The organism is Stenotrophomonas sp. pho (assembly GCF_006228405.1).
Taxonomy (GTDB): domain Bacteria; phylum Pseudomonadota; class Gammaproteobacteria; order Xanthomonadales; family Xanthomonadaceae; genus Stenotrophomonas; species Stenotrophomonas sepilia.
In genome coordinates, this window is record NZ_CP029759.1 from 265322 (window position 1) to 287809 (window position 22488).

The window sequence follows — 22488 nt, forward strand, 5'->3', positions numbered from 1 at the left end:
GGGATGCTCCTGGTCAGTGGGTGGGTGTTGCGTTGGAGCCTACTTTGCCCGCTTTCCGCGTACGTTGGGTTGCAACGCGTACGAAAAACTTGATCAATCGTCCTGCCGGCCTAGATCGTCCACTCGCGGTCGGTGGTGAACATGATGGTCAGCCAGCGGTCCGGCGAGGCCTCGCCCAGCGCTTCGCCGATCTCGTCGCGCAGCCGGTCCCATTCCACCAAGGGCCGCGGCGGGTCGTCTTCCGGCACCACAAAGAACAGCTCGATCTGCTCGCCACGCCCCACCTGCGCGACGTAGCTGCGGTGCTCAACGAAGCCGTGCCTGGCCACGATCGCGCGTGCCACCGCATCCACATGCGCCTGCAGTTCCGGCGGGGTGACCAGCAGGATGCCGGCCAGCGCCCGGCGCACGGTGCCGAGCGGGGCGATCATCACCAGCACGCAGACGAAGGCGAGGATGGCCGGGTCGATGTACGGCCCGACCCAGGCCCAGGAGGTGCCCTGCACCAGCACGCCGCCGAGGAAGGCCAGCAGGTAGCAGGCCGACATGCTGGCCGCGATCACCCAGTTTTTCGCATCCAGTGCGATGAACTCCGAGCCGATGCGGCGGTTGGCGCGCAGCACGAACCAGGCCAGCGCACCTTCGCCGACGATCGACAACCCGGCGAAGGCGATGGCCGGACCGAGCGCGATGTGGCGGCCGCCGGACATCAGCGCGTCGACCGCATTGACCAGCGCATACAGCGCAGCGCCGATCATCAGCGTGCCGCTCACCCCAGCACGATCGGCTCCAGGTGCCAGAAGCCCATGGTGAAGCGCTGGTTGAGCCGCGACTGCAGCGCGTCGGTGCTGGTGGACAGTGCGATCAGCCGCGCGACCAGCAGTGACAGCCAGGTCATCACCACATCGATCAGGCCGTAGATGCCGTCGAAGATGATCAGCGAGGAATTGGCCAGCAGGCCGAACACTACCGCTGCCGCGGCCAGCAGCAGTGAGCCTGCGATGGACAGGCGCAGCACGCCTTGTTCGGTGGCGGGATCGAAGAACTGTGCGTGGTCGGTGGCCATGGCGCGATTGTAGAGCGGAGCCATGCTCCGCTGCCGTTGCGGACTGTCGACGCTGTCCCTTGGCAGCCCTGTGCCGTAGACTGCGTCCCTCCCACGTACCGATTCCCGCCTGCAGTGATCACGCCACCCTGACCCTTGCCGCATCTCGGCAGCCGGCCCGCCCGGCTCAGGAACCCGCGTCTTTCCACTGCAGCGCCATGCGGCCACGCCCGCGTGCGCGCGGAGTTTTTCCATGCAAACGTCCTACCCCCTGCGCCAGCAATGGCTCGGCAACATCCGTGGTGATCTGCTGTCCGGCATGGTCGTCGCCCTGGCCCTGATTCCCGAGGCCATCGCCTTCTCGCTCATCGCCGGCGTCGACCCCAAGGTCGGCCTGTACGCCGCGTTTTCCATCGCGGTGGTCACCGCCATCGCTGGCGGCCGGCCGGGCATGATCTCCGCCGCCACCGGTGCAATGGCGCTGGTGATGGTCGACCTGGTCAAGGACCATGGCCTGCAGTACCTGTTCGCCGCCAGCATCCTGGCCGGCCTGCTGCAGGTGCTGGCCGGTGTGTTCAAGCTTGGGTCGCTGATGCGATTCGTCTCGCGCTCGGTCATCACCGGCTTCGTCAACGCGCTGGCGATCCTGATCTTCCTGGCGCAGATGCCGGAACTGATCGGCCGCGGTCCCACCGTCTACGTGCTGTGTGCCGCCGCACTGGCGATCATCTACCTGCTGCCGCGCCTCACCCGCGCTGTGCCTTCGCCGCTGGTGGCAATCGTCGTGCTCACCGCCGTAGTGATCGGCTTTGGCGTGGACGTGCGCAGTGTTGGTGACATGGGCCAGCTGCCGGACAGCCTGCCGCAGTTCCTCATCCCCGATGTACCGCTCAGCTGGGAAACGCTGCGCATCCTGCTGCCGGTGTCGGCCACGCTGGCCGTGGTCGGCTTGCTCGAATCGATGATGACCCTGCAGATCGTCGAGGACATCACCGAGACGCCCAGCGAGCGCAACCGCGAATGCGTCGGCCAGGGCGTGGCCAACACGGTCACCGGGTTCCTCGGCGGAATGGCCGGCTGCGCGATGATCGGCCAGTCGGTCATCAACGTGACGTCTGGTGGCCGCGGCCGCCTGTCCTGCCTGGTGGCCGGCGTGCTGCTGCTGGTGCTGGTGGTGTACGGCAGCGACCTGGTGCGGCAGATCCCGATGGCTGCGCTGGTGGCGGTGATGATCATGGTCAGCATCGGCACTTTCAGCTGGCGCTCGCTGCGCGACCTGCGCACGCATCCGCGCAGTTCCTCGGCCGTGATGTTGCTGACCGTGGTGGTCACCGTGGCCACCCACGACCTGGCCAAGGGCGTGCTCAGTGGCGTGCTGCTGTCGGCGCTGTTCTTCGCCCGCAAGGTCGGCCGCATGCTGGAGGTGCAGCGCGAGGATGCCGGAGACACGCAGGTCTACCGCGTACGCGGGCAGGTGTTCTTTGCGTCTGCCGGCCAGCTGGGCGCGGCGTTTGACTACCAGCACGTCGCGCCGAAGGTGCAGATCGACCTGCGTGACGCCCACCTGTGGGACCTGACCGCAGTGGCCGCGCTGGAACGTGCGCAGGAAAAGCTGGCCGCGCATGGGGCGGAGGTGGTGGTGGTAAGCCTCAATGTGGCTAGCCAGACGCTGATCGAACAGGTGGGCGGGCGCGCGGGCGGGCATTGAGGCTTACGCATCCTGCTTCTGCGACGAGGTGCACGCATTCTGAATCCGGTCAGGCATCTGAAACCGGCGCTCGCGTAGCATGCGTTTCCTGATGGGGCCGATGGACGGCCCCGCGTTGACGGGCCACGCGCCTGGATGCCAAGGAGATGCAAGCAATGCAGGGAATAAACCACCTTCCAGCGGCCCCCCGTGAAACGTTCGGCAAGGCTGGGGCCATCGCCCTTGCGCTGGCCTTTGGCCTCAGCCTGGCGGCATGCCAGGCCAAGAGCCCGGAGGCGGATACGGCAGCTGCCCCGCGGCCGCCGCACCGGCCACTGCATCGCCGCCCGCCACTGCAGAGCCTGCACGTGCCGCACCTGCCACGACGGTGGCCGATGCCGATGACCAGGACATGCCGCCGCAGCGCCCGGATGATTCCTACAACAAGGCGACGTTGCGGCCGCAGTATGCTGCATGCGTGAGATCCAGCGGCGGCGAGACATCGGCACTGCAGGCGTGTGGTGATGACGAGCTTGCTTGGCAGGAGCAGCGGCTCGAGCAGGCTTTCATGAAGATCGTTGACGGCCCCGATGGCAAGGACAAGGACAGGCTGATGGACGAGCAGGCTGCCTACATGTCCGATACCAATCGCTACTGCAGCTGGAACCCTGCCGAAGACGGGCAGGGGCAGATGCTGGACGCGCAGTCCTGCCGGATCAATCGCACCGCCAACCGTGCCGATGTGCTGCAGGCACTGACCTCAAAGTAAATCCCCCGCAAAGGAGTGCAGGAAGATGGATGTTGTGACCCAGGCAAAGCAGGCAATGGACAGCTGGCATCGCGGCCAGACGTCGGCGCATTTCGAAACCGGAGGTCGTGGCCCCGGCCACGTTTCCACCGGCAGGGGCGACCATGGTGGCGTGTCGTATGGCAGTTACCAGTACGCCACCAACGTTGGCGGCGTGGACGAATACGTCGCCGCCTCGCGCTATGGCAACCGCTTCAACGGCCTGCAGGCAGGAACCCCGGCCTTCACCGAACGCTGGAAGGAAGTGGCGGCGGCCGATCCGGCAGGGTTTGCCAGGGACCAGCACGACTTCATCCAGCACCAGTACTACGACGTGCAGATGGGCCGCCTGAAGGATGTAGGCATTGATCTTTCCGGCCGTGGTCCGGCCGTGCAGGACGCGCTGTGGAGCACCTCGGTGCAGTACCGCGGCATGACACGTTCGGTGTTCCAGAAGGGTCTCCAGCAAGCCTACAGCGAAGACTTCAAGCTGGCTGAGCTGAGTGACGAGCAGATTGTCCGCGCGGTGCAGGACTACAAGCACGCCAACGTGCAGTCGCACTTCCAGAGCTCGCCCACCCTGTGGGATTCGCTGCGTGATCGTGCGCTCACCGAGAAGAACGCGCTGGTCGGGCTGGCGCGCTACGACCAGGTCAACCAAAACCCCGAGGCTTACCGGGGCAAGGATTACCAGCAAGCGTTCGGTGAACCTGAGCCGGGCCGGCGCGGGCAGCGCGCGGCCGCATCGGCGATGGCCGACGGCGTGCTGGCACCCGGCGAGCACGGTACCGAGGTCCAGGCCCTGCAGGCCAAGTTGATCCAGGCCGGCCATACCGGCCGCAACGGGCAACCTCTGACAGCCGATAGCCACTACGGTGCCAACACCGAGCATGCAGTGCGCGAGTTCCAGCAGGCGCATGGGCTGACCGTTGATGGCAAGGCCGGCCGGCAGACCCTGCAGGCTCTGGATACGGTGGTACGCGAGCACACGCCGGCGCAGCCTGTGGCACCGGCCACGCCTGCTGCGGCACCCGCACCCGCGACTGCGCGCGAACCCGATGCCGCTGCCGCACCCGGTGGCCAGCGCATCGTCGTGGTCGAACCCTTTGGCAACGGCAGCAGCAACCGCACACTGCGTCATGGCACCAGTGGCGAGGATGCCTACCGCGAACTGAAGATCCATCACCCCAACACCAACGCCGAGGCCGTGCGCACCGGCAATGCCGCCAAGGCTGACCGCCCGTCGGCAATGGTCGAGGGCGAGCTGGAAACGGTGCGGACCCGTGGTGATCGCAACGGCATTCCGCTGGTGCACAAGGATCTGATCCTGAGTACTTCGCGCGGCGACCGGGAAGTGATGATTCCCAATCCGGTCGCGGGCTACGTGCAGGTCAACAACGACAAGTGGAACTCCATCAGCATCTGGAGCCATCCGGCCGGGCATCCGCAGCGTGAACTGGTCGGGCAGGTGCTGCATGGTGCACGTGGAAGCACCCCCTACAAGACTGGTGATTTCGTCGAGTACGGCGCGCCGTTGATCCGCCAGTCCGATGCCGGCACCCCGGGTGCCGTGCACGCACATATCGAGCTCGAGCCGGACCAGTACCGCAGGTTCCTGGGTGACATGCTCAATGACCGCATCACCCTGGGCGGCAAGGTCCACGCGCAGGGCCCCGAGGCCGCGCAGGCCGCACGCAGTGCACAGCAGGCGCCGATGGCCGATGGCGTGCTGAAGCAGGGCGAGCGCGGCGATGAGGTCAAGGCCTTGCAGGGCAAGCTGGCGGCGCTGGGCTATGCCGGGGCCAATGGCAAGCCGCTGCACGCCGATGGTGTGTATGGCAAGGACACCTTTGCGGCGGTCAAGCAGTTCCAGGCCAACAACGGCCTGGACGACGATGGCAAGGCAGGCCGCAAGACCCTGGCGCAGGTCGATGCCCCAACGCGGTCAAGGCCGGTACCCCGCCGGCGGCACCGGCCCGGGCCGAGCCCGCAGAGCCGGCCAGCATGCGCGACCCCGGGCACGCCGACAACGCGCGCTTCGGCCAGGCGCTGGGCAAGCTGCAGGCGCTGGAGCAGCAGCGTGCCCAGGCCGGCCTGAAGCCACTGTTCGCCAACCCGCAGGAGGTTGAGCGGGCGGCCGGCCAGCTGGCGTACGAAAGCAAGGTGTCCGGGATGCGCCAGATCGACCACGTCGTGGCCCGCCCCGACGGCACCGGTCTGTTTGCGGTGCAGGGCGAGCTGGGCGACCCGGCGGCGCAGCGGACCTTCGTCGACCGCCAGCAGGCGGTATCGCACTCGGTCGAGGCCAGCAGCCGGCAAAGCGAAGCGCTGGACAGCCAGTTCAACCAGCGTGCGCAGGAGCAGCAGCAGGAACAGGTGCGCAACCGCGGGTTGTAAGCCACGCGGCGACCCCGGGGCCGGTCGAGCGGCCAGTCCCGGCGCCACCCGCCGCCGTTCAGCCGTCCGGTGTAAACTATTGATCTCACTGGCAATGCCAGTCTCCGCGATCAACACCCCGATGACGTCCGCCACCGCCCGTTACGCTGATTCCCTGCGCCTGTCCGTTGCCCCCATGATGGACTGGACCGACCGCCATTGCCGCGTGTTCCACCGCGTGCTGGCGCCGGGTGCGCGCCTGTACACGGAAATGGTGCACACCAACGCGGTCATCCACGGCGACCGCGAGCGCCTGCTCGGCTTCGACCGCAGCGAACAGCCGCTGGCGCTGCAGCTGGGCGGCAGCGACCCGGCGCTGCTGGCGCAGGCCGCGCGCATCGCCGCGGAGTGGGGCTACGACGAGGTCAACCTCAACTGCGGCTGTCCGTCCGACCGCGTGCAGGCCGGGCGTTTTGGCGCCTGCCTGATGCGCGAGCCGGCGCTGGTAGCCGACTGCGTGGCGGCGATGGTCGACGCGATCGGGATCCCGGTGACGGTGAAGTGCCGCCTGGGCGTGGACGAGGACAACGACTATGACGTGTTCGCCGCCTTCGTCGACCGCCAGGTCGCCGCCGGTGCCGCAATGGTGGTGGTGCATGCGCGCAACGCGTGGCTGAAGGGCCTGTCGCCGAAGGAGAACCGCGAGGTTCCGCCACTGAAGTACGACTGGGCCTACCGCCTGAAGCAGGAGCGCCCGGCGCTGCCGGTGGTGCTCAATGGCGGCCTGGCCAGCATCGAGGCGGTGCAGGCGCAGGCCGCGCACGTCGATGGCGTGATGCTGGGCCGCGCGGCCTACCACGACCCCTACCTGCTGCATCAGCTGGAGGCGCTGCAGACCGGCGCGCCGTTGCAGGCGCGCGGTGACCTGCTGCGCACGCTGCGTCCCTACGTGGAAGCGCGCCTGGGCGAAGGTCTGGCACTGAAGCACATCACCCGCCACCTGCTCGGCCTGTTCCACGGCCAGCCCGGTGGCCGCGCGTTCCGCCAGGTGCTGAGCGAGGGCGCGCACCGCCCGGGCGCCGACTGGAGCCTGGTCGAGCAGGCGCTGTCGGTCACCGAGCGCGATGCCGATCGTGCCGCAGCGTGACCGCAGTCACATTCCTGACTTGACAAGGGACGGCGATTCGTCCCGAATGTTCACCTAGCTGAACATCGCAGGGCTGCGGCCGGAAAAGTTCAGACCGGATTCACTGCCCCAAACCAAGAATTTGCAAAGGAATTGTAAAGGCCGGGTCCCGCACCCGGCTCCCGGATTTACGACTTTTGAACGAATCGCCGTGCTCGGCTAGGATCGCATCGATGTCTTCCGCTCCCTTCCATTGCCGCATTGCCCTGGCCACCTGCGTGGTGCTGTCGGCTGCGCCGCTGTCGTCGGCGCTGGCGCAACAGCCGCCGCGCGGCGAGCAGGCACGGGCGGAAATGATGGATCGGGGAGAGCGCGGCAACCGTGGCGACGAGCGTTCGCTGTCCGATGCCGTGCGCCGCGTGCAGCGCAGCACCGGCGGCCACATCCTCGGCGCCGAGCGCGTGCCGTTCGATGGTCGTGATATCAACCGGGTGAAGTACATGGACGACCGGGGCCGGGTCCGCTACATGGACGACCCCGCCCCGTCGCGTTCACAGCCGCGCACGCCGCGGTCGGATATGTCATCACTACGCGGCGATAACCCCTGAACAGGGATAGTCGTCGGTATCAACCCGTACCCCACAGGCCTCCGGGCCACACCCAGGACACTAGGGAGAGTTCATGCGTATCCTTCTGGTCGAAGACGAAGCCCCGCTGCGTGAGACCCTGGCAGCCCGGCTCAAGCGCGAAGGCTTTGCCGTCGATGCTGCGCAGGACGGCGAGGAAGGCCTCTACATGGGGCGCGAAGTTCCGTTCGATGTCGGCATCATCGACCTCGGCCTGCCCAAGATGTCGGGCATGGAGCTGATCAAGGCCCTGCGTGACGAAGGCAAGAAGTTCCCGGTACTGATCCTGACCGCGCGTTCGAGCTGGCAGGACAAGGTCGAGGGCCTGAAGCAGGGCGCCGACGATTACCTGGTCAAGCCGTTCCACGTCGAAGAGCTGCTGGCCCGCGTCAACGCGCTGCTGCGCCGCGCCGCCGGCTGGAGCAAGCCGACCCTGGAATGCGGCCCGGTCGCCCTGGACCTTGCTGCCCAGACGGTCAGCGTGGCCGGCAGCAATGTCGACCTGACCAGCTACGAGTACAAGGTGCTGGAGTACCTGATGATGCATGCCGGTGAACTGGTCTCCAAGGCCGACCTCACCGAACACATCTACCAGCAGGACTTCGACCGCGACTCCAACGTGCTGGAGGTCTTCATCGGCCGCCTGCGCAAGAAGCTGGACCCGGATGGAGAACTGAAGCCGATCGAGACCGTGCGCGGTCGCGGCTACCGTTTCGCGATCCCGCGCAACGAGGGCTGAGCCGGCTCACCCTGGCGATAACACGATGTCCGGCCGTCTGTGGTTCTTCCGACGCTGGCGGCCGCGCTCACTGCAGGCGCGCCAGATGCTCGCCGCGTCCGTGGGCCTGGTCGCGTTCCTGGCGCTGGCCGGTTACGCGCTCGACGCCGCCTTCGCCGATACGGCGAAGGCGAACCTGCGTGAGCGCCTGAAGAACTACGCCACCTCCTACGCGGCCGGCATCGACTTCACCCGCGACCGCTCGCTGTACATCCGCGAGCAGCCGCCGGATTCGCGCTTCGACGTACCGGGCAGTGGCCTGTACCTGCAGGTGGTGATGCCGCACGGCAAGGGCAATTCGATGTCCGCCGAAGGCCCGATGCTGCCCACCGTCGGTGGCGGCCTGCTGGCGCCGCGCCAGGAAGTGTTCGAAGGTCCGCTGCCGATGATCCAGATCGATGGCAGCCAGGGCTCGGTGTACCGCTATGGCCTGGGCCTGGTGTGGGGCGCCGACGCCGACCCCGCCACCGAATTCCCGTACACCATCTACGTGATGGAAGACTCGCGCGCGCTGGGTGCGCAGCTGCGCGTGTTCCGTGGCCGCGTCTGGTTCTACCTGGGCGGCATCGGCCTGATCCTGCTGCTGCTGCAGACCGTCATCCTGCAGTGGAGCCTGCGCCCGCTGCGCCGGGTGATCACCGAGCTGACCAAGGTGCAGCGCGGCGAGACCGAGCGCATGAGCGAGCGCCACCCGCGCGAGCTGGAACCGCTGACCGACAGCATCAACGCCTTCATCGAAAGCGAGCGCGAGAACCTCGAGCGCCAGCGCAATACCCTTGCCGATCTGGCGCACAGCCTGAAAACGCCAATCGCGGTACTGCGCACGCAGATGGACAGCGGTGCCGGCGACGGTGCGCTGCGCGAAGAACTGGACGTGCAGCTGCAGCGCATGAACAACCTGGTTTCGTACCAGTTGGCACGCGCGGCCTCGTCGGGCCACAAGCTGTTCTCCGCGCCGCTGCCGATCGAGTCCAACGCCGAGGAAATCGTGCGTGGCCTGGAAAAGGTCTACGCCTCCAAGGGCGTGCTGTGCGAATTCGATATCGACCCGGCCGCGCGCTTCCACGGCGAACCGGGGGACCTGCAGGAACTGCTCGGTAACTTGCTGGAGAACGCCTTCAAGTGGGCCAACCGCCGCGTGCTGCTGACCGCGCAGCCGCTGCCGGCGCCGAACGCACGCCGTGCCGGCCTGCTGCTGGCGGTGGACGATGATGGCCCGGGCATCGCCCCGGACGACATCGGCAAGGTGCTGCAGCGTGGCGTGCGTGGCGACGAGCGCGTGCAGGGCCACGGCATCGGCCTGTCGATCGTGCAGGACCTGATCAAGGACTACCGCGGCGAACTGACCGTGGGCCGTTCAGCCGAACTGGGTGGCGCCCGCTTCGAAGTGCGCTTGCCGCCGGGGCCGTAAACCTCGTTGATCGGTAGTGCCGGCCGCTGGCCGGCAACCAAGCAATGCCATCGAAGATCATGAGGTTGCCGGCCAGCGGCCGGCACTACGGCATTTCGATCTTCGGCGGCTCGCCATAGAACCGCCGCAGCTGCGCGGCCACCTCCGGCAACGCCTGCTGCAGCAGATCCGGTGCCGAGAAGTGGTACTCGCTGGCCACCGCGAAGAACTCCTCCGGCGCCTCGGCCGCATACGGATCGATCAGGGTCTCTTCGCCGGCGTCCACCTGCGCGCAGAAGGCGTCGTAGGCGCGCTGGAACGTGGCTGCCCACTCAAGCTGCCATTGCCGCGGCAGCGGCGGTGTGCCGTCCATTGCACCATCCAGCGCATCGAGCTTGTGCACCATCTCATGCACCGCCACGCAGTAGCCGTCGTGCGGTGCGGCCAGGTCGGCCTGCACATCGGCCCAGGACAGGATCAACGGACCGCTGTCCCACGACTCGCCGATCAGCTCGTCATCCCACTCGTGCAGCACGCCGGCCGCATCCATGTGGCTGCGGTGCACGCGGAACGCATCCGGGTAGACGATCAGTTGCGACCAGCCCTCCAGCCCCACCGCGCCGAACTCCAGCAGCGGCAGGCAGCACAGCGCGGCCAGCAGCACGCCGTCGCCGGCCTGCAACTGCAGCTCACCGATCGGAGTAATGGTCTTCTCATGCAGGAAGCGCGTGGCCAGCACGCGCAGTCGCGCGCGGCGTTCATCGTCCAGGCCGTGCAGCCAGGCCGCACGGCGGCAGGCGTCTTCCCAAAGCGCATCGTCGATCGGCCGCGGCGAGGGCCGCAGCCACTGCAGCAACGACTTGATCAGCGGAACATTCCCGGCAGGTAGCTGTGCCACTTCGGCGCACGGATGCGCTGCAGCACGTCGTCGTCGCTGCCGCCGCCCCCGGTGCTGGTGGCACTGCCGGCCGCAGGGCGTACCGGTGCCGGCTTGGTGGTCGCAGCCGAGGCGGTCGCGGTCGGCGCGCGCTGCGAGGCGGCATCACCGTTGGAGGACACGCAGGCGCCCCGGCTGTCGTCCAGCGCTGCCGTTGCAGACGCCGCGAAGGGCATCATCAGCAGGATCAGGCAATGGGCATAACGGCGCATTGACGACATCCACGTTAAGGGAGGGTGAGTTCCCGATTCTAGCCCGAACCCGGCGCCCCGTTGGAAGCCCCGGCGGAACCCAGCGTGGCAGGCGTCGCTGGCGGCTTTCCCGCATAATTCCTTCCTGACTTCGTGGAAGCTGCCGTGGACGATCGCCAATTGCTGGCCAAACTCGCTGCCGGTCGCCTGTCCGGCGACGCCCTGGCCCGAGAGCTGGGCCAGACCCGGGCGGCTGTTTGGAAGCGTATTCAAGGGCTTAGGGCCGCAGGTGTGGACATCAAGGGCCGTGCTGGCGAGGGCTATGGCCTGACCCGCCCGGTCGACCTGCTGGACCCGGTGGCGATCCGCGCCGGCCTGCCCGCCGATGCCCAGGCCCTGCTGCACGACCTGCAGGTGGCCTGGACGGTGGACTCCACCAACGCTGAATTGCTGCGGTGCAGCGCGCCCCAGCGCGGGGTCAGCGTGCTGCTGGCCGAACGCCAGACCGGTGGCCGCGGCCGTCGTGGCCGCACCTGGGCCTCGCCGTTGGCCGCGCATATCTACCTGTCGGTGATGCGCCTGTACTCCGGCGGCCTGGGCCGCCTGGCCGGGTTGAGCCTGGTGGCCGGCATCGCCGTGGCCGAAGCGCTGCACGACCTGGGCTACACCCAGGCGCAGTTGAAGTGGCCGAACGACCTGATCGTCGATGGCAAGCGCAAGCTGGTCGGCCTGCTTGCCGAGGGCGGTGGCGAATACGCCGGCCCGGCGCGCGCGGTGATCGGCATCGGCATCAACACCCACATGCCGCCGTCGTTCGGCGAGCAGATCACCCAGCCGTGGGTGGACCTGGACACGTTGGCCGGCAAGCCGGTGGACCGCAATGGGGTGGTTGCTGCCGTGCTGGCGCGTCTGCTGCCGGCGCTGGAAGAATTCGATCGCGAAGGCCTCGCTCCGTTCCTGCCGCGCTACGCTGCCTTCGACATGCTGGCCGGCCGCGAAGTGCGCGTGGAACTGGACGGGCAGTGGCAGCACGGTACTGCGCTTGGCCTGGCCGATGACGGCGCATTGCGCGTACGCATCGATGGCCAGGAACGCCTGCTGCACGCCGGCGAAGTCAGCGTGAGGGCGGCATGAGCGATTGGTTGTTCGACCTTGGCAACTCGCGCTTCAAGTTCGCGCCGTTGCAGGGTGACCGTGCCGGTGACGTGCAGGCCTGGGCGCATGGCGCCGAAGGCATGGCCGGGCAGCCGCCGCACAGCCTGCCCAGCGGCCGCACCGCGTTCGTGGCCAGCGTGGCGGCACCGTCGCTGACCAGCGCGATGCTGGACCAGCTGCAGCGCCGCTTCGAGCATGTGCATGTGGTGCGCACCAGCGCCGAATGCGCCGGCGTGCGCATTGCCTATGCCAGGCCGGAAAAGTTCGGCGTCGACCGCTTCCTCGCCCTGCTGGCTGCGGCCAAGGCGCAGCGCCCGGTGCTGGTGGTCGGCGTGGGCACCGCACTGACGATTGATCTGCTCGATGCCGACGGCCAGCACCACGGTGGCCGCATCTCCGCATCGCCCACCACCATGCGCGAAGCACTGCACGCCCGTGCCGTGCAGCTGCCCGCGACCGGTGGCGGCTACAGCGAGTTCGCCAACGACACCGCCGACGCGCTGGCCTCCGGCTGCGATGGCGCTGCGGTGGCGCTGATTGAACGCAGCGCACAGCACGCGCACACGCTGCTGGGCGTGGCACCGTCGCTGCTCGTGCACGGTGGCGGCGCACCGGCGCTGATGCCGTTGCTGCCCGCTGCCGATTACCACCCCTCGCTGGTGCTGGATGGCCTCGCCCGCTGGGCGGTGCACCAGCCCGCGCGCTAGTATCCGCGCATGCTCACCCGTGCCCTGATCGTCGTACTGGCCATTCTCAATCTCGGCGTCGCCTGCTGGTGGCTGCTGCGCGAGGCGCCGCAGAAGCCTGCGCCTGCGCCGCAACCGGCTGGCGTCGCCGAGCTGCGCTGGGTGCCCGGTGGCGTGGATGCCAATGCCGCAGCCGAGGCCACCGCCGCCGCCCCGACTGCACCGCTGATGGAGCGCGAACCGGCGGCGAAGACCGCGGTGGCTGCGACACCCGCGCCCGTTGCGCCGCCAAAGCCGGAGATCGCCAAGCCGCAGGTGGCTGAGGCTGCGCTGGTTGCTGCCGCTGCCAAGCCGGTAACACCGCCTGCACCCGTTCCGGCAGCGGAAAAGCCCGTAGCCCGCCCGCGGCCGCCGAGCCGCCGCGCTGCGTCGCGCTGGGCCCGTTCGCCGACCGCGCCGCCGCCAGCAGCGCGCAGGGCAAGGCCGGCACGCTGCTCAGCCAGGTGCGCCTGCGCGAACAGCCCGCTGCCAGCGGCAGTGCCCGCTACCGGGTGATGCTGCCGGCCGCCGCCAACCGTGACGAAGCCCAGGCCACCGTGAAACGCATCGTCGCCGCCGGCCTGAGCGACTACTACATCATCAGCCAGGGTGAGGAGGCCAACGCCGTGGCGCTGGGCCAGTACCGCAACCGCGAAGGCGCCGAACGGCGCATGGCGGCGGTGCAGGCCGCCGGCTTCCAGCCGCGCCTGGTCGCCAGCGACGACGCCGGCCAATGGTGGCTGGAAGGGCAGCTGGCGGCGGGCACGCAGCCGGCCCAGGCCCAGCAGCGCAGCGGCGCGGCGCAGAGCCGGTCGCTGGAATGCACGCGGTTGCGCTAGAATCCCCTGACCGCGGCGCTGCCGCCGGTGCACCACCCATGCCGCTTTAGCTCAGTTGGTAGAGCAACTGTCTTGTAAACAGTAGGTCATCCGTTCGATTCGGATAAGCGGCACCACCCCAAGATTCAGCGCCTCTTTGCGCTGCTCTAGGTACCTGCCCGGTGGTTCGAAGGGCGGCAGAGCTGTTTTCTCGACAGCCTCACCTTGAAAACGATGGCCCGTCCTGCGCATGAACCTGCTGCGCCGGCTGCTGTTCAAGATTTGCGGCCAACGCTTCAGCGCGATGAAGGGACTCTGCTTCAGGAACGCGAAGCGCGTCCATCATATTCATGGTTCCACGGCGTTGGGCAGGATCGTCCATCGCCCCCTCGACGATGAATACTTTCTCGCCACGTGCAAGGGACTCTGTCGGGTTGTTCAATGCAACGTGGTCAACTCTTGAAAACCCCTGCTCCTTCGCGAGCACCAACAGACTCGCGGATATGCGCTGACTCGACTCATCCCACTGCTTCCCGCTCTCGGCGTCCAAGCGTTCCACACCCGCTCTTATCTGCATGTAGAGAGAGCGGTCAGCGTTTCCGAGTTCAGCTACTGAGGAAGCTGTTCGCTGCACTGAGAGTGAGTCGTCGGCGACCACGGCGTCTCTTTCCGCAGCCGAAGTGCGCTCGGCGTCAAATTCTGGCTCGGGCCTACGTCGACGCTGCGTGGGTGCTATGTGCTGATCATAGTGCGCGCCATAGTAAAGCTCGTATGTCGCATGAGGACCAACAGAAGGAGCCTCCGTTTTGAACACCTCAGCGATCTGTCCAAGTGCCTGGTTTCGATTGATCCGCCCGGCCTGGAGTTCAACGGCAATGGCTCCATACTGTTGCGGTCGATTACCCGTACCCGACACGCCAATGTCCGGTCCACCGGCCGCAATGAGTTCACGCTGGACCTGGACATTACTGAGCGTCGCAGCGGCTTCTCCGCGTAGCAGGGTGTTTACATAGGTTTGCTTGGACGTCGGATCGGGACGTTCGGTGAAGAGATGGTGCCCCACCTCGTGTGAAAGAGAGCGCGCGATTCTGGAGCCTTGTCCAACCGCGTTCTCGTCAATAACGATCTTCTCACCGGGAACAAGATAGGTGCCCCTACCGGCTTGTCCCCAGACAACCTCCAGATCGTCGCGCTCGGCCTGTGCGAGACCCGCCCGAAGTGTTGGGGATTTCGCTAGAAGCGGCGCCAGCGAGGGGTCAGCTAACGGGGAGTCCGGCCGACGTTCGGGTCCTGGGCGAGGCCCCCCTGCGGCTGCGGCAGTACAGAGTCTTCAGTACGTTCCATGTTGGAGCTCCTGCCTGGGGGTCAACGCTGACTGATCAATACGTGGGTCAATGTCGCATTGTCAGGGGCCAGAGTGAGTACAACCTCAGCACCGTTCACTGGCGCGGTCCAGTAAGGGCGTGAGTCAGGGGCATCAGGCCGAGGTGGATATTGCGCGGTTCCCTCCCAGATGACTTCTTTGAGCGCGACGCTCGGTGGCGCGACATCGAAGGTCAGCTTCGCCTGCGCAGGATTATCGACAGCACTTCTCAGTGAGATGTTCCGAACTTCAAGGCCGCCCAACATTCCACGTTCTGCGGTTCGCTCGTCTCTCAGGCCCTGCCGGGTCGGTTTTCCAAGATGCGTGTGAAGCTGTTCGTTCAACGCATCGATATCGCCAAAACGCACATTGGACAATCGCTCGATGCTGTTCTTGAATCGCTCCATACCAGCTTCACTCCCTGATTTGATGGCCTGTCTTTGATTCACATGATCTGATGGGGGCGGCGTCGCGGCGCTCGAACATGCTGTCAGCACCAGCGCCGGAATAACGATCGCGAGGCGACGACGCGCTGCGATCCAGAGGCGGCGCCGAAGTCCGCGTTTTGATGAAGAATCGCATTTCTCGACCCACGCATCCATGAAAGCATCTCTCGCGCCACTGTCACGCTCTTGAATCTAGCACAGCATCTTTTGACTGCGGATTGGGTCCGTGATCCGTGCCTTGGGTGTGCGCTTGCATGCCAGAGCAGCATGGGCATGCGCCGAGCATGATGCGTCGGCGCGGCGCCAGTCGCAAAGGCGATGGAACGAAAATGAAGAAACCGCCATTCGCTGGTTTTCTCGTCCCAACCCGGTGAGTCAACTCACTGTATGGCGCGGGCAGATCCTTCGATCAATGCCGCACACACACACACTGCGACCGCAGCAGCCTCAGCTACGCATCTGCAACGCCACATACTCCGCCAGCCCTCGGCAGGCCAGCATCAGCCCTTCGCGGGTGCCGTCGCCGATGTCGTCCTTCTCTTCCCCGTCCACGCGCACGCGCTCGGCGGCGTGGTACAGCTCCAACAGCGACACCAAACCCACCGCAGCGCGATCCCGGCGTGCGGCGGCCACGGCCTGGCCGGGTGTGCTGGCGGGCCCCTGCCACGGTTGTCCGTCGGCAGCATCACCGACGCGGATGCGCTGCAGGCAGCTGGGTAGGTTGATGGACGCAGGCGCTTCGTTCGCAGCGGCGAAAGCGGCTTCCAATGGCTGCGCCAGTTCGGGCGGCAGGCGCAGGGCGGCCTCGCCCAGGGTGGCGGTCAGGTATGGGTGGTTGGTTCTGGACATGCGGGCATCCTCGTCAGGAACAGAGGTGCCGCCACGATAGGGTGGCGGGCGATGCGTGGCTTCCAAGACCGGAGATCGATGAGCCGGCGGGCACAGGGCCCCCACGCACCGCCCGCCGTCGATCGGCGAACGGATTGCCAGCCGGCGCCGCACCTGGAAGGACGACGCCGGCTGGCAAGCGTATACAGCTTCAATCAAACGGGCTTGGAAGACCCGGCCACCTCTGCAGGTGGCGATTCATCATGCGCAGGCGAAATCCCCGTCTGCCAGTCGATTGTTTCGATGGCATCGGGAGATCTGAAAGGAAAAATGAATTATCGCGATTGGCCTGTTTCGAGCAGTGCAATGCCAGAAGCGACAGTTCGCGCAGTGCCGCGAACCACGATACATCCGGCTGTGCCATTGCTGTCGCACGGCCCATCGCGGCCCACGACGTAAAGCTGGCTTAACCGCCCCGGCAGGGCTCCAGGAACACCCTATCAGACCTGAATCCCCACGCGCGCCGCCGGGTTCTTGATATTCCTCACGGACAGGCCGCAGCGCCCCACCGCATACTGCCGCCACACGCCCACCCTGGGCCCCTTCGGGATCCGCACATGCGTCGCCATGCCCTATCGCTCACCGTCGCACTGGTGTCCACCGCTTTCGTGGCCCCGGCCATGGCCGCCGTGCCGTTCTTCAACGCCAGCTGCCCGGGCGGTATCGATGTGCACGCCGACGAAGGCGGCCCCGTCTACGTGCAGGGCCGCGAGGCGGCGCTGAAACGCTTCAACGACCGCTACTTCGAAGCGCGCGATGCCAACAGTGGTATCACGTTGTCGATCAGCCGCAGCGATGACGGCACGCCGCAGATCAGCTACACCGGCCGTGGCGGCGCCAATGGCATTTGCCAGGTCAGTAGCAGTGGTGCACCTGCGCCCGCCGCAAACAGCGTTCGCCCTCGCGACGCTGCCGCCGGGGATGCCGCGCTACCCGCGAAGTCACCTGCGAATCCACCGGCCAGCAGCAGGTGTCGTGCGATCTGAATACCCGCGGCAATGTGGAAATCGTGCGCCAGCTCAGCCGCACCCGATGCGAGGAAGGCAAGAACTGGGGCCTGTCCCGGCACTCGGTGTGGGTCAATGGCGGCTGCCGCGCGGTGTTCCGCAATGTGTCTTCGGTGACCACCCCGGCGCCGGCAGGCGATACCGCGTTGGGCGCCTGCAACATGCGCAAGGGCGCTCAGGGCGCGCTGGTCACCCAGATGCCGGTGGGCAGCGATTACCAGGAACTGATCATCGATTATCCCGATGGCCGTTTCCTGTGCATGATGCGCAACAACGGTCAGGTGCAGAGCCTGACGCCGGTTCGCCGCCGCGGCGGTTGAGGCGCGGCGGCGGCGTGTCTAAGGGGGCAGCGCGGTGCGCGTTGCCCCCGTTCCGCTACTGCTGGTTCACCGGGTCATTTCCCTTCTTGTAGGAGTACCCGGTGACATCCCAGCCGCCTCCATGGCCGGATGAGGGCTCCACCCAGGTGAATTCCCACGTCTGGATGGAGCCGTCGGGAAGCAGGTTTTCCACCCGGTAGATCTCACCGGGAATGCCCTGGTCCGGCAGCTTGCCGGGAATCGATTCGTCCGAGCGTGCAGACGCACGGCCTACGGAGACTGCCTGTCGTTCCACCTGTACGTTGCCGTAGCCCTGCGGGGCGAACGACGGCTTCACCCGCTGCGCCACCCAGTCGAGTACCTGGCGTGCGCCTGCCGTCTGCATGGGATACGCATCGGAGGTCACCGTATGCGTGATGCGTTGCGAGGGTGCACTGGCAGCGGCGGGAAACAGTCCGCCCAGGGCAATTGCCAGTACCGCAAGTCCATTGAGTGCATGTTTCATGCGCGTGGTGCTCCATGATTGAGGAAGTGAGGCGGCACCTTCAGGGTGCCTGCGCAGCGTGGACACAACAACAGCCTTGCGTAAGAGGCGAAACCGACCGGGATGTGAGGTGGATCGCGGAAGGTCCAATTCCTGACGACCCAGCGCTGGAATGCCTGACCGGATACGGCTGGCAGGCCGCGACGATCTGACCCATGCCCTGCTGCACCGCCGCGAGTGGTGTCACACAGCTCTGGCTAGACTGTGCTTCTTTTTCCGCACCGCAGGAGGCACCCATGGCCCATCCCATTTCCGTATCCCTGATTGGCGTTCCCACCGATGTCGGTGCGGGCCATCGCGGCGCACGGCTGGGGCCGGAGGCGCTGCGCGTGGCGGGCCTGCCGGAGGCGCTGGAAGCGCGCGGCGTGGACGTGCGCGACGTGGGCAACCTGGATGGCCCGCGCAACCCGTGGACCGCGCCGGTGGAGGGCTACCGCCACCTGGATGAGGTGGTGGCCTGGAATCGCGCACTGATGGAAGCCAGCTACGCCGAGCTGCAGGCCGGGCGCATGCCGATCATGCTCGGTGGCGACCATTGCCTGGGCATCGGTTCGATCACCGCCGTCGCGCGCTGGTGCCGCGAGCAGGGGAAGAATCTGCGCGTGCTGTGGCTGGATGCGCATTCGGACTTCAACACCAGCGATGTCACGCCGTCGGGCAACATCCACGGCATGCCGGTGGCCTGCCTGTGCGGCCTCGGCCCGGACGCGCTGACCCGTCTGGGCGGCAGCGCACCGGCGATCACCCCGGCGCAGATGCACCAGATCGGCATCCGCTCGGTGGACCCGGAGGAGAAGCGCCTGATCAAGACCCACAAGGTGGATGTCTATGACATGCGCTACATCGACGAGAACGGCATGAAGCGTGCCGTGGAAGCGGCGCTGGCCGGCATTGATGAGAACACCCATCTGCATGTCAGCTTCGATGTGGATTTCCTCGACCCCAGCATCGCGCCGGGCGTGGGCACCACGGTGCCGGGCGGGGTGAACTACCGCGAGGCGCAGTTGGTGATGGAAATGATCGCCGACACCGGGCGCATGGGTTCGTTGGACATCGTCGAGCTCAACCCCTTGCTGGACAAGCAGAATGCCACCGCCGAACTGGCCGTGGACCTGGTGGAAAGCCTGTTCGGCAAGTCCACCCTGATGCGCGACTGACCGCCCCCTGCTGAACGGATCGCCGAACCGTTCACGCCCGCTCCACGCCCCTGCCGCCAGATTGCACTTCACGCGGCGGCAGTGGGCATTGGTGCCCTCCCGCCGAGCGAAAGAATCCCATCCGCGAATGAAGCGGTATAGCGGCGAACCCAAGGAGAAGCCCATGAAGCGCGTAGTTGCCCTGATGCTGTTGTCGATGTTCTCGGTGGCCCTGCTGGCCGGTTGCAACACCGTGGCCGGTGCCGGCAAGGACGTGCAGAAGGCCGGTGAAAAGGTTGAGGATGCCGCCAAGGGCCGTTGAGCCTGAAGTGGAACGGAAAGCAAAAAGGCCGGGGGGATCTCCCCGGCCTTTTTGCTTGCGCGTTTCTCTGCAGCGTACGTGTCGAAGCGTAGTGAACCATTCAAGCAGGTGAGCGTGCATTTCATTGCCGGTTGACCGGTACTCAACAGCGACTGCGCGAAGCTGGAGCCACGGTAAGAACGCCGTTGCAACCAAGGACTCCCAGCAATGAACAAAGACATCATTTCCGGCAAGTGGTCGCAGCTGAAGGGCAAGGCCCAGGCCAAGTGGGGCGATCTGACCAACGACGACTTCGATGTGGCCGAAGGCAATGCCGAGTATCTGGCCGGCCGCCTGCAGGAACGTTATGGCTGGGCCAAGGACCGCGCGGAGAAGGAAGTGCGTGAGTTCCAGGACGCGGTGAGCAAGGACTACCCGGACTACAAGTAAGCGCTTCGGTTTCCCCCACATCACGACGCCCGCACCGTGAGGTTGCGGGCGTCGTGTTGTCTGCGCGGGACGATCAGCGGGCCGGAGGGTCCGGCACGTAGCGGTTGGGGAACGCCTGCGGTTCGCGCGGCAGGCGCGAGGGCGCATCGACCAGGATGCCGCGCGCACGCAGGTTGCGGGCACTGTCGTAGCGCAGCTGCAATACCTGTGCAGGGCTGCGGCTGGCACGTTCGAAGTCGGTGTCGCGTACCGAGGATTGCTCGCATGCGCCATGGCCGGTACCCAGCGCCGGGGCCTGCGACTTGCTGGCGTAACCCTCGATGCGGCTGGCACTGGCGTCGGCCGCCGCTTCGGCCTGTGCGGCTGGAGCCGGCGGCGGCAGGCCACGGCGCAGGATCGGCTCGGGGCGCCAGCGACGCGCTTCCTCGAACACGGCCACGCCGACCACACCGATGTTGTCCGGGCGGCCGGTGCGGCTGGCATAGCTGCCGCTGGGGCTGCTGAACACGAACTGCGCCACTTCGTCCTGGCTCTTGCGCCAGCCGGTGATGTCGGCGCGCTGGCCGGGATTGAGCACGTAGCCGGTCTGCGAGGGATCGGCATCCTCGCCGGAGATGGCGTTGACGCCGTCCACCGACAGCACTACCAGTACCCGGCGCGGGCTGTCGTTGTACAGGCGCACGGTGTAGCGGTGGCCGCGCTCGCCGGCCACCCAGCGCTGGCCCTCGGCAGGGTAGCTGCGCAGTTCGGTGCCGCGGTCGCGGTCGACCAGGGCCATGCGCACGGGGCCGCCGTCGTACACCGGCGGCGGCAGGGGAGCCGGGCGGAAACCGGCCAGGGGCAGGATCAGCAGCAGGGGCAGCAGGCGTTTCATCGGGCGTCTCCAGCGGGGTTGCGTGAATGAACGCGCCGCAGGCCCTGACGGGGTTGGTGGCGTGCAAGGTAAACTGGCCCCGTTCATCGAAGGTTACCCCACGCAGTCATGACGACCCGAGTCCTTACCGGCATCACCCCCTCCGGCACGCCCCACCTGGGCAACTACGTTGGCGCCATCCGTCCGGCGATCGCGGCCAGCCGCGCGCCGGGGATCGAGAGCTTCTTCTTCCTGGCCGACCTGCACAGCCTGATCAAGTCGCAGGACCCGCAGCGCACCCAGCGCGCGACCCTGGAGATCGCGGCCAGCTGGCTGGCCTGCGGCCTGGACCCGGAACACGTGTGGTTCTACCGCCAGAGCGACATCCGTGAGACCACCGAGCTGATGTGGTTCCTGACCGCCATCGCCAGCAAGGGCATCCTCAACCGCGCGCACGCCTACAAGGCGGCAGTGGACAAGAACCGCGAGGAAGGCGTGGACGAGGACGCAGGCGTCAGCGCCGGTCTGTTCATGTACCCGGTGCTGATGGCCGCCGACATCCTGATCTTCAAGGCCAACCAGGTACCGGTGGGCCGTGACCAGATCCAGCACATCGAGATGGCGCGCGATTTCGCCCAGCGCTTCAACCACGTGTACGGCAAGGAGTACTTCCCGCTGCCGGACGTGGTGATCGATGAGCAGGTGGCAACGCTGGCGGGCCTGGATGGCCGCAAGATGAGCAAGAGCTACCACAACACCATTCCGCTGTTCGTGCCGCGCGAGGAGCTGAAGAAGCTGGTGTTCTCGATCCTGACCGACTCGCGCGCACCGGGCGAGCCGAAGGAAACCGAGGGCTCGGCGCTGTTCCAGATGTACCAGGCGTTCGCCACGCCGGAACAGACCGCGGAATTCGCCAGGGCCTTCGCCGCCGGCATCAGTTGGGGCGACGCCAAGCAGCAGCTGTTCGAGCGTATCGACAGCGAGCTGTCGCCGCTGCGCGAGCGCTACAACGCGCTGATGGCCGAGCCGGAGAAGATCGAAGCGCTGCTCAAGCGCCGTGGCCAGCAGCTGCGCGAGCAGCTGGCGGCACCGCTGCTGGACGAGCTGCGCCATGCGGTGGGCCTGCGTGACCTGTCCAGTGCCGGTGACATCGCCAGCGAAGATGCCGGCGTGGCCCGCGTGGCGCCGCCGCAGTTCAAGCAGTACCGCGAAAAGGACGGCCGCTTCTACTTCAAGCTGACCGCCGGTGACGGCACGCTGCTGATCCAGAGCGAAGGCTTCGATTCGCCACGCGATGCCGGCCAGTTGATTGCGGTGATCAAGCAGGCCGAGCAGGGCGACCAGTTGCAGAGCGAGCTGTTCAAGCTGGAAACCGAGGTGGACGCCGTGCTGGCCGCCCTGGCTGCGTTGCGCGAAGCGGCCTGATCGCCGGGCCTGCCTGCCCTTTGTAGAGTCGAGCCATGCTCGACCCGGCTCCGCCTCTGTAGAGCCGAGTCCACGCTCGGCTGCTTTGCTACCCAGCCGAGCATGGGCTCGGCT

Annotated in this window: 23 protein-coding genes, 1 tRNA gene and 2 pseudogenes; 18 read left to right on the plus strand and 8 right to left on the minus strand. The window is 66.8% G+C overall.

The features are described from left to right. Positions 1-110 precede the first annotated feature (110 nt). Positions 111-1090: pseudogene (locus DL544_RS01195) on the minus strand (cation diffusion facilitator family transporter). A gap of 208 nt (positions 1091-1298) precedes the next feature. Between DL544_RS01195 and DL544_RS01200 the strand changes: the two are divergent. The 8 genes from DL544_RS01200 (at position 1299) to DL544_RS01230 (ending at position 9836) form a co-directional block, all read left to right on the plus strand. Next, positions 1299-2753, plus strand: coding sequence for a SulP family inorganic anion transporter (locus tag DL544_RS01200; protein ID WP_065178425.1), 1455 nt, complete (start codon positions 1299-1301; stop codon positions 2751-2753). Positions 2754-3120: 367 nt separating this feature from the next. Further along, the gene (locus DL544_RS21455; protein WP_255313021.1) at positions 3121-3501 is read left to right on the plus strand and encodes a lysozyme inhibitor LprI family protein; all 381 of its coding nucleotides are present in this window, start codon (positions 3121-3123) and stop codon (positions 3499-3501) included. Positions 3502-3526: 25 nt separating this feature from the next. After that, a complete protein-coding gene (locus DL544_RS01210; protein WP_255313022.1) occupies positions 3527-5617 on the plus strand; it encodes a VgrG-related protein in 2091 nt (696 codons plus the stop codon). After that, positions 5524-5916: an XVIPCD domain-containing protein gene (locus tag DL544_RS21460; RefSeq protein ID WP_255313023.1), complete on the plus strand. Its 393-nt coding sequence runs from the start codon at positions 5524-5526 to the stop codon at positions 5914-5916. The genes DL544_RS01210 and DL544_RS21460 overlap by 94 nt, the downstream gene beginning before the upstream one ends. A 94-nt stretch (positions 5917-6010) precedes the next feature. Then, entirely contained in the window at positions 6011-7042 is a 1032-nt protein-coding gene (gene dusA, locus DL544_RS01215; RefSeq protein ID WP_176556893.1) for a tRNA dihydrouridine(20/20a) synthase DusA, read from the plus strand. Between the two features lie 212 nt (positions 7043-7254). Continuing rightward, positions 7255-7629, plus strand: coding sequence for a hypothetical protein (locus tag DL544_RS01220; RefSeq protein WP_005420623.1), 375 nt, complete (start codon positions 7255-7257; stop codon positions 7627-7629). A gap of 73 nt (positions 7630-7702) precedes the next feature. Further along, the gene (locus tag DL544_RS01225) at positions 7703-8386 is read left to right on the plus strand and encodes a response regulator transcription factor (RefSeq protein WP_004136763.1); all 684 of its coding nucleotides are present in this window, start codon (positions 7703-7705) and stop codon (positions 8384-8386) included. A 25-nt stretch (positions 8387-8411) separates the two neighbouring features. Continuing rightward, positions 8412-9836, plus strand: coding sequence for an ATP-binding protein (locus tag DL544_RS01230; RefSeq protein ID WP_014645620.1), 1425 nt, complete (start codon positions 8412-8414; stop codon positions 9834-9836). Positions 9837-9921: 85 nt separating this feature from the next. Here DL544_RS01230 and DL544_RS01235 read toward each other — a convergent pair whose 3' ends face one another. Together DL544_RS01235 and DL544_RS01240 are read right to left on the minus strand one after the other, a co-directional pair. Further along, positions 9922-10713: a M90 family metallopeptidase gene (locus DL544_RS01235; RefSeq protein WP_176556894.1), complete on the minus strand. Its 792-nt coding sequence runs from the start codon at positions 10711-10713 to the stop codon at positions 9922-9924. Next, on the minus strand, positions 10680-10964 hold the full coding sequence (locus tag DL544_RS01240) for a hypothetical protein (RefSeq protein ID WP_049412595.1): 285 nt from the start codon (positions 10962-10964) through the stop codon (positions 10680-10682). Before DL544_RS01240 ends, DL544_RS01235 begins: the two co-directional genes overlap by 34 nt. 144 nt (positions 10965-11108) lie before the next feature. Here DL544_RS01240 and birA point away from each other — a divergent pair, with 144 nt between their 5' ends. The 4 genes and pseudogenes from birA (at position 11109) to DL544_RS01260 (ending at position 13778) form a co-directional block, all read left to right on the plus strand. Next, positions 11109-12077, plus strand: a complete 969-nt coding sequence (birA, locus tag DL544_RS01245) for a bifunctional biotin--[acetyl-CoA-carboxylase] ligase/biotin operon repressor BirA (protein WP_065179623.1) — start codon at positions 11109-11111, stop codon at positions 12075-12077. Continuing rightward, positions 12074-12805, plus strand: a complete 732-nt coding sequence (locus tag DL544_RS01250; protein ID WP_053498757.1) for a type III pantothenate kinase — start codon at positions 12074-12076, stop codon at positions 12803-12805. Before birA ends, DL544_RS01250 begins: the two co-directional genes overlap by 4 nt. A gap of 9 nt (positions 12806-12814) precedes the next feature. Further along, positions 12815-13662, plus strand: a pseudogene (locus DL544_RS22285) (SPOR domain-containing protein). A gap of 40 nt (positions 13663-13702) precedes the next feature. Further along, positions 13703-13778 (plus strand) — tRNA-Thr (locus tag DL544_RS01260). Between the two features lie 83 nt (positions 13779-13861). Here the strand turns inward: DL544_RS01260 and DL544_RS01265 are convergent. The 3 genes from DL544_RS01265 to DL544_RS01275 all read right to left on the minus strand — a co-directional run bounded on the left by DL544_RS01265 (position 13862) and on the right by DL544_RS01275 (position 16299). Beyond that, positions 13862-14704 (minus strand): XVIPCD domain-containing protein, encoded by an 843-nt coding sequence (locus DL544_RS01265; protein ID WP_139726618.1) that lies wholly within the window; start codon positions 14702-14704, stop codon positions 13862-13864. A gap of 302 nt (positions 14705-15006) precedes the next feature. Further along, positions 15007-15606, minus strand: a complete 600-nt coding sequence (locus DL544_RS01270; protein ID WP_139726619.1) for a hypothetical protein — start codon at positions 15604-15606, stop codon at positions 15007-15009. 291 nt (positions 15607-15897) lie between these two features. Next, positions 15898-16299, minus strand: a complete 402-nt coding sequence (locus DL544_RS01275; RefSeq protein ID WP_139726620.1) for a hypothetical protein — start codon at positions 16297-16299, stop codon at positions 15898-15900. 596 nt (positions 16300-16895) lie between these two features. Between DL544_RS01275 and DL544_RS21475 the strand changes: the two genes are divergently transcribed. Both DL544_RS21475 and DL544_RS21480 read left to right on the plus strand, forming a co-directional pair. Next, a complete protein-coding gene (locus DL544_RS21475) occupies positions 16896-17324 on the plus strand; it encodes a hypothetical protein (protein WP_255313026.1) in 429 nt (142 codons plus the stop codon). Then, positions 17309-17665, plus strand: coding sequence for a DUF3011 domain-containing protein (locus DL544_RS21480; RefSeq protein ID WP_255313027.1), 357 nt, complete (start codon positions 17309-17311; stop codon positions 17663-17665). Before DL544_RS21475 ends, DL544_RS21480 begins: the two co-directional genes overlap by 16 nt. A 55-nt stretch (positions 17666-17720) precedes the next feature. On the opposite strand, the gene DL544_RS01285 is transcribed toward DL544_RS21480, so the two are convergent. Beyond that, positions 17721-18170, minus strand: a complete 450-nt coding sequence (locus tag DL544_RS01285) for a hypothetical protein (protein ID WP_139726621.1) — start codon at positions 18168-18170, stop codon at positions 17721-17723. 275 nt (positions 18171-18445) lie between these two features. On the opposite strand from DL544_RS01285, the gene rocF reads away from it, so the two are divergent. The 3 genes from rocF to DL544_RS01300 all read left to right on the plus strand — a co-directional run bounded on the left by rocF (position 18446) and on the right by DL544_RS01300 (position 20096). After that, a complete protein-coding gene (gene rocF / locus DL544_RS01290; RefSeq protein WP_005420594.1) occupies positions 18446-19366 on the plus strand; it encodes an arginase in 921 nt (306 codons plus the stop codon). A 163-nt stretch (positions 19367-19529) separates the two neighbouring features. Continuing rightward, positions 19530-19667 (plus strand): entericidin A/B family lipoprotein, encoded by a 138-nt coding sequence (locus DL544_RS01295; protein WP_005407710.1) that lies wholly within the window; start codon positions 19530-19532, stop codon positions 19665-19667. Positions 19668-19874: 207 nt separating this feature from the next. Further along, a complete protein-coding gene (locus tag DL544_RS01300; RefSeq protein WP_004153772.1) occupies positions 19875-20096 on the plus strand; it encodes a CsbD family protein in 222 nt (73 codons plus the stop codon). 73 nt (positions 20097-20169) lie between these two features. Here the strand turns inward: DL544_RS01300 and DL544_RS01305 are convergent, their stop codons facing one another. Beyond that, positions 20170-20970: a hypothetical protein gene (locus DL544_RS01305; RefSeq protein WP_139726622.1), complete on the minus strand. Its 801-nt coding sequence runs from the start codon at positions 20968-20970 to the stop codon at positions 20170-20172. 108 nt (positions 20971-21078) lie between these two features. Between DL544_RS01305 and DL544_RS01310 the strand changes: the two genes are divergently transcribed. Next, positions 21079-22374, plus strand: a complete 1296-nt coding sequence (locus DL544_RS01310; protein WP_139726623.1) for a tryptophan--tRNA ligase — start codon at positions 21079-21081, stop codon at positions 22372-22374. The last annotated feature ends 114 nt before the right edge of the window (positions 22375-22488 follow it).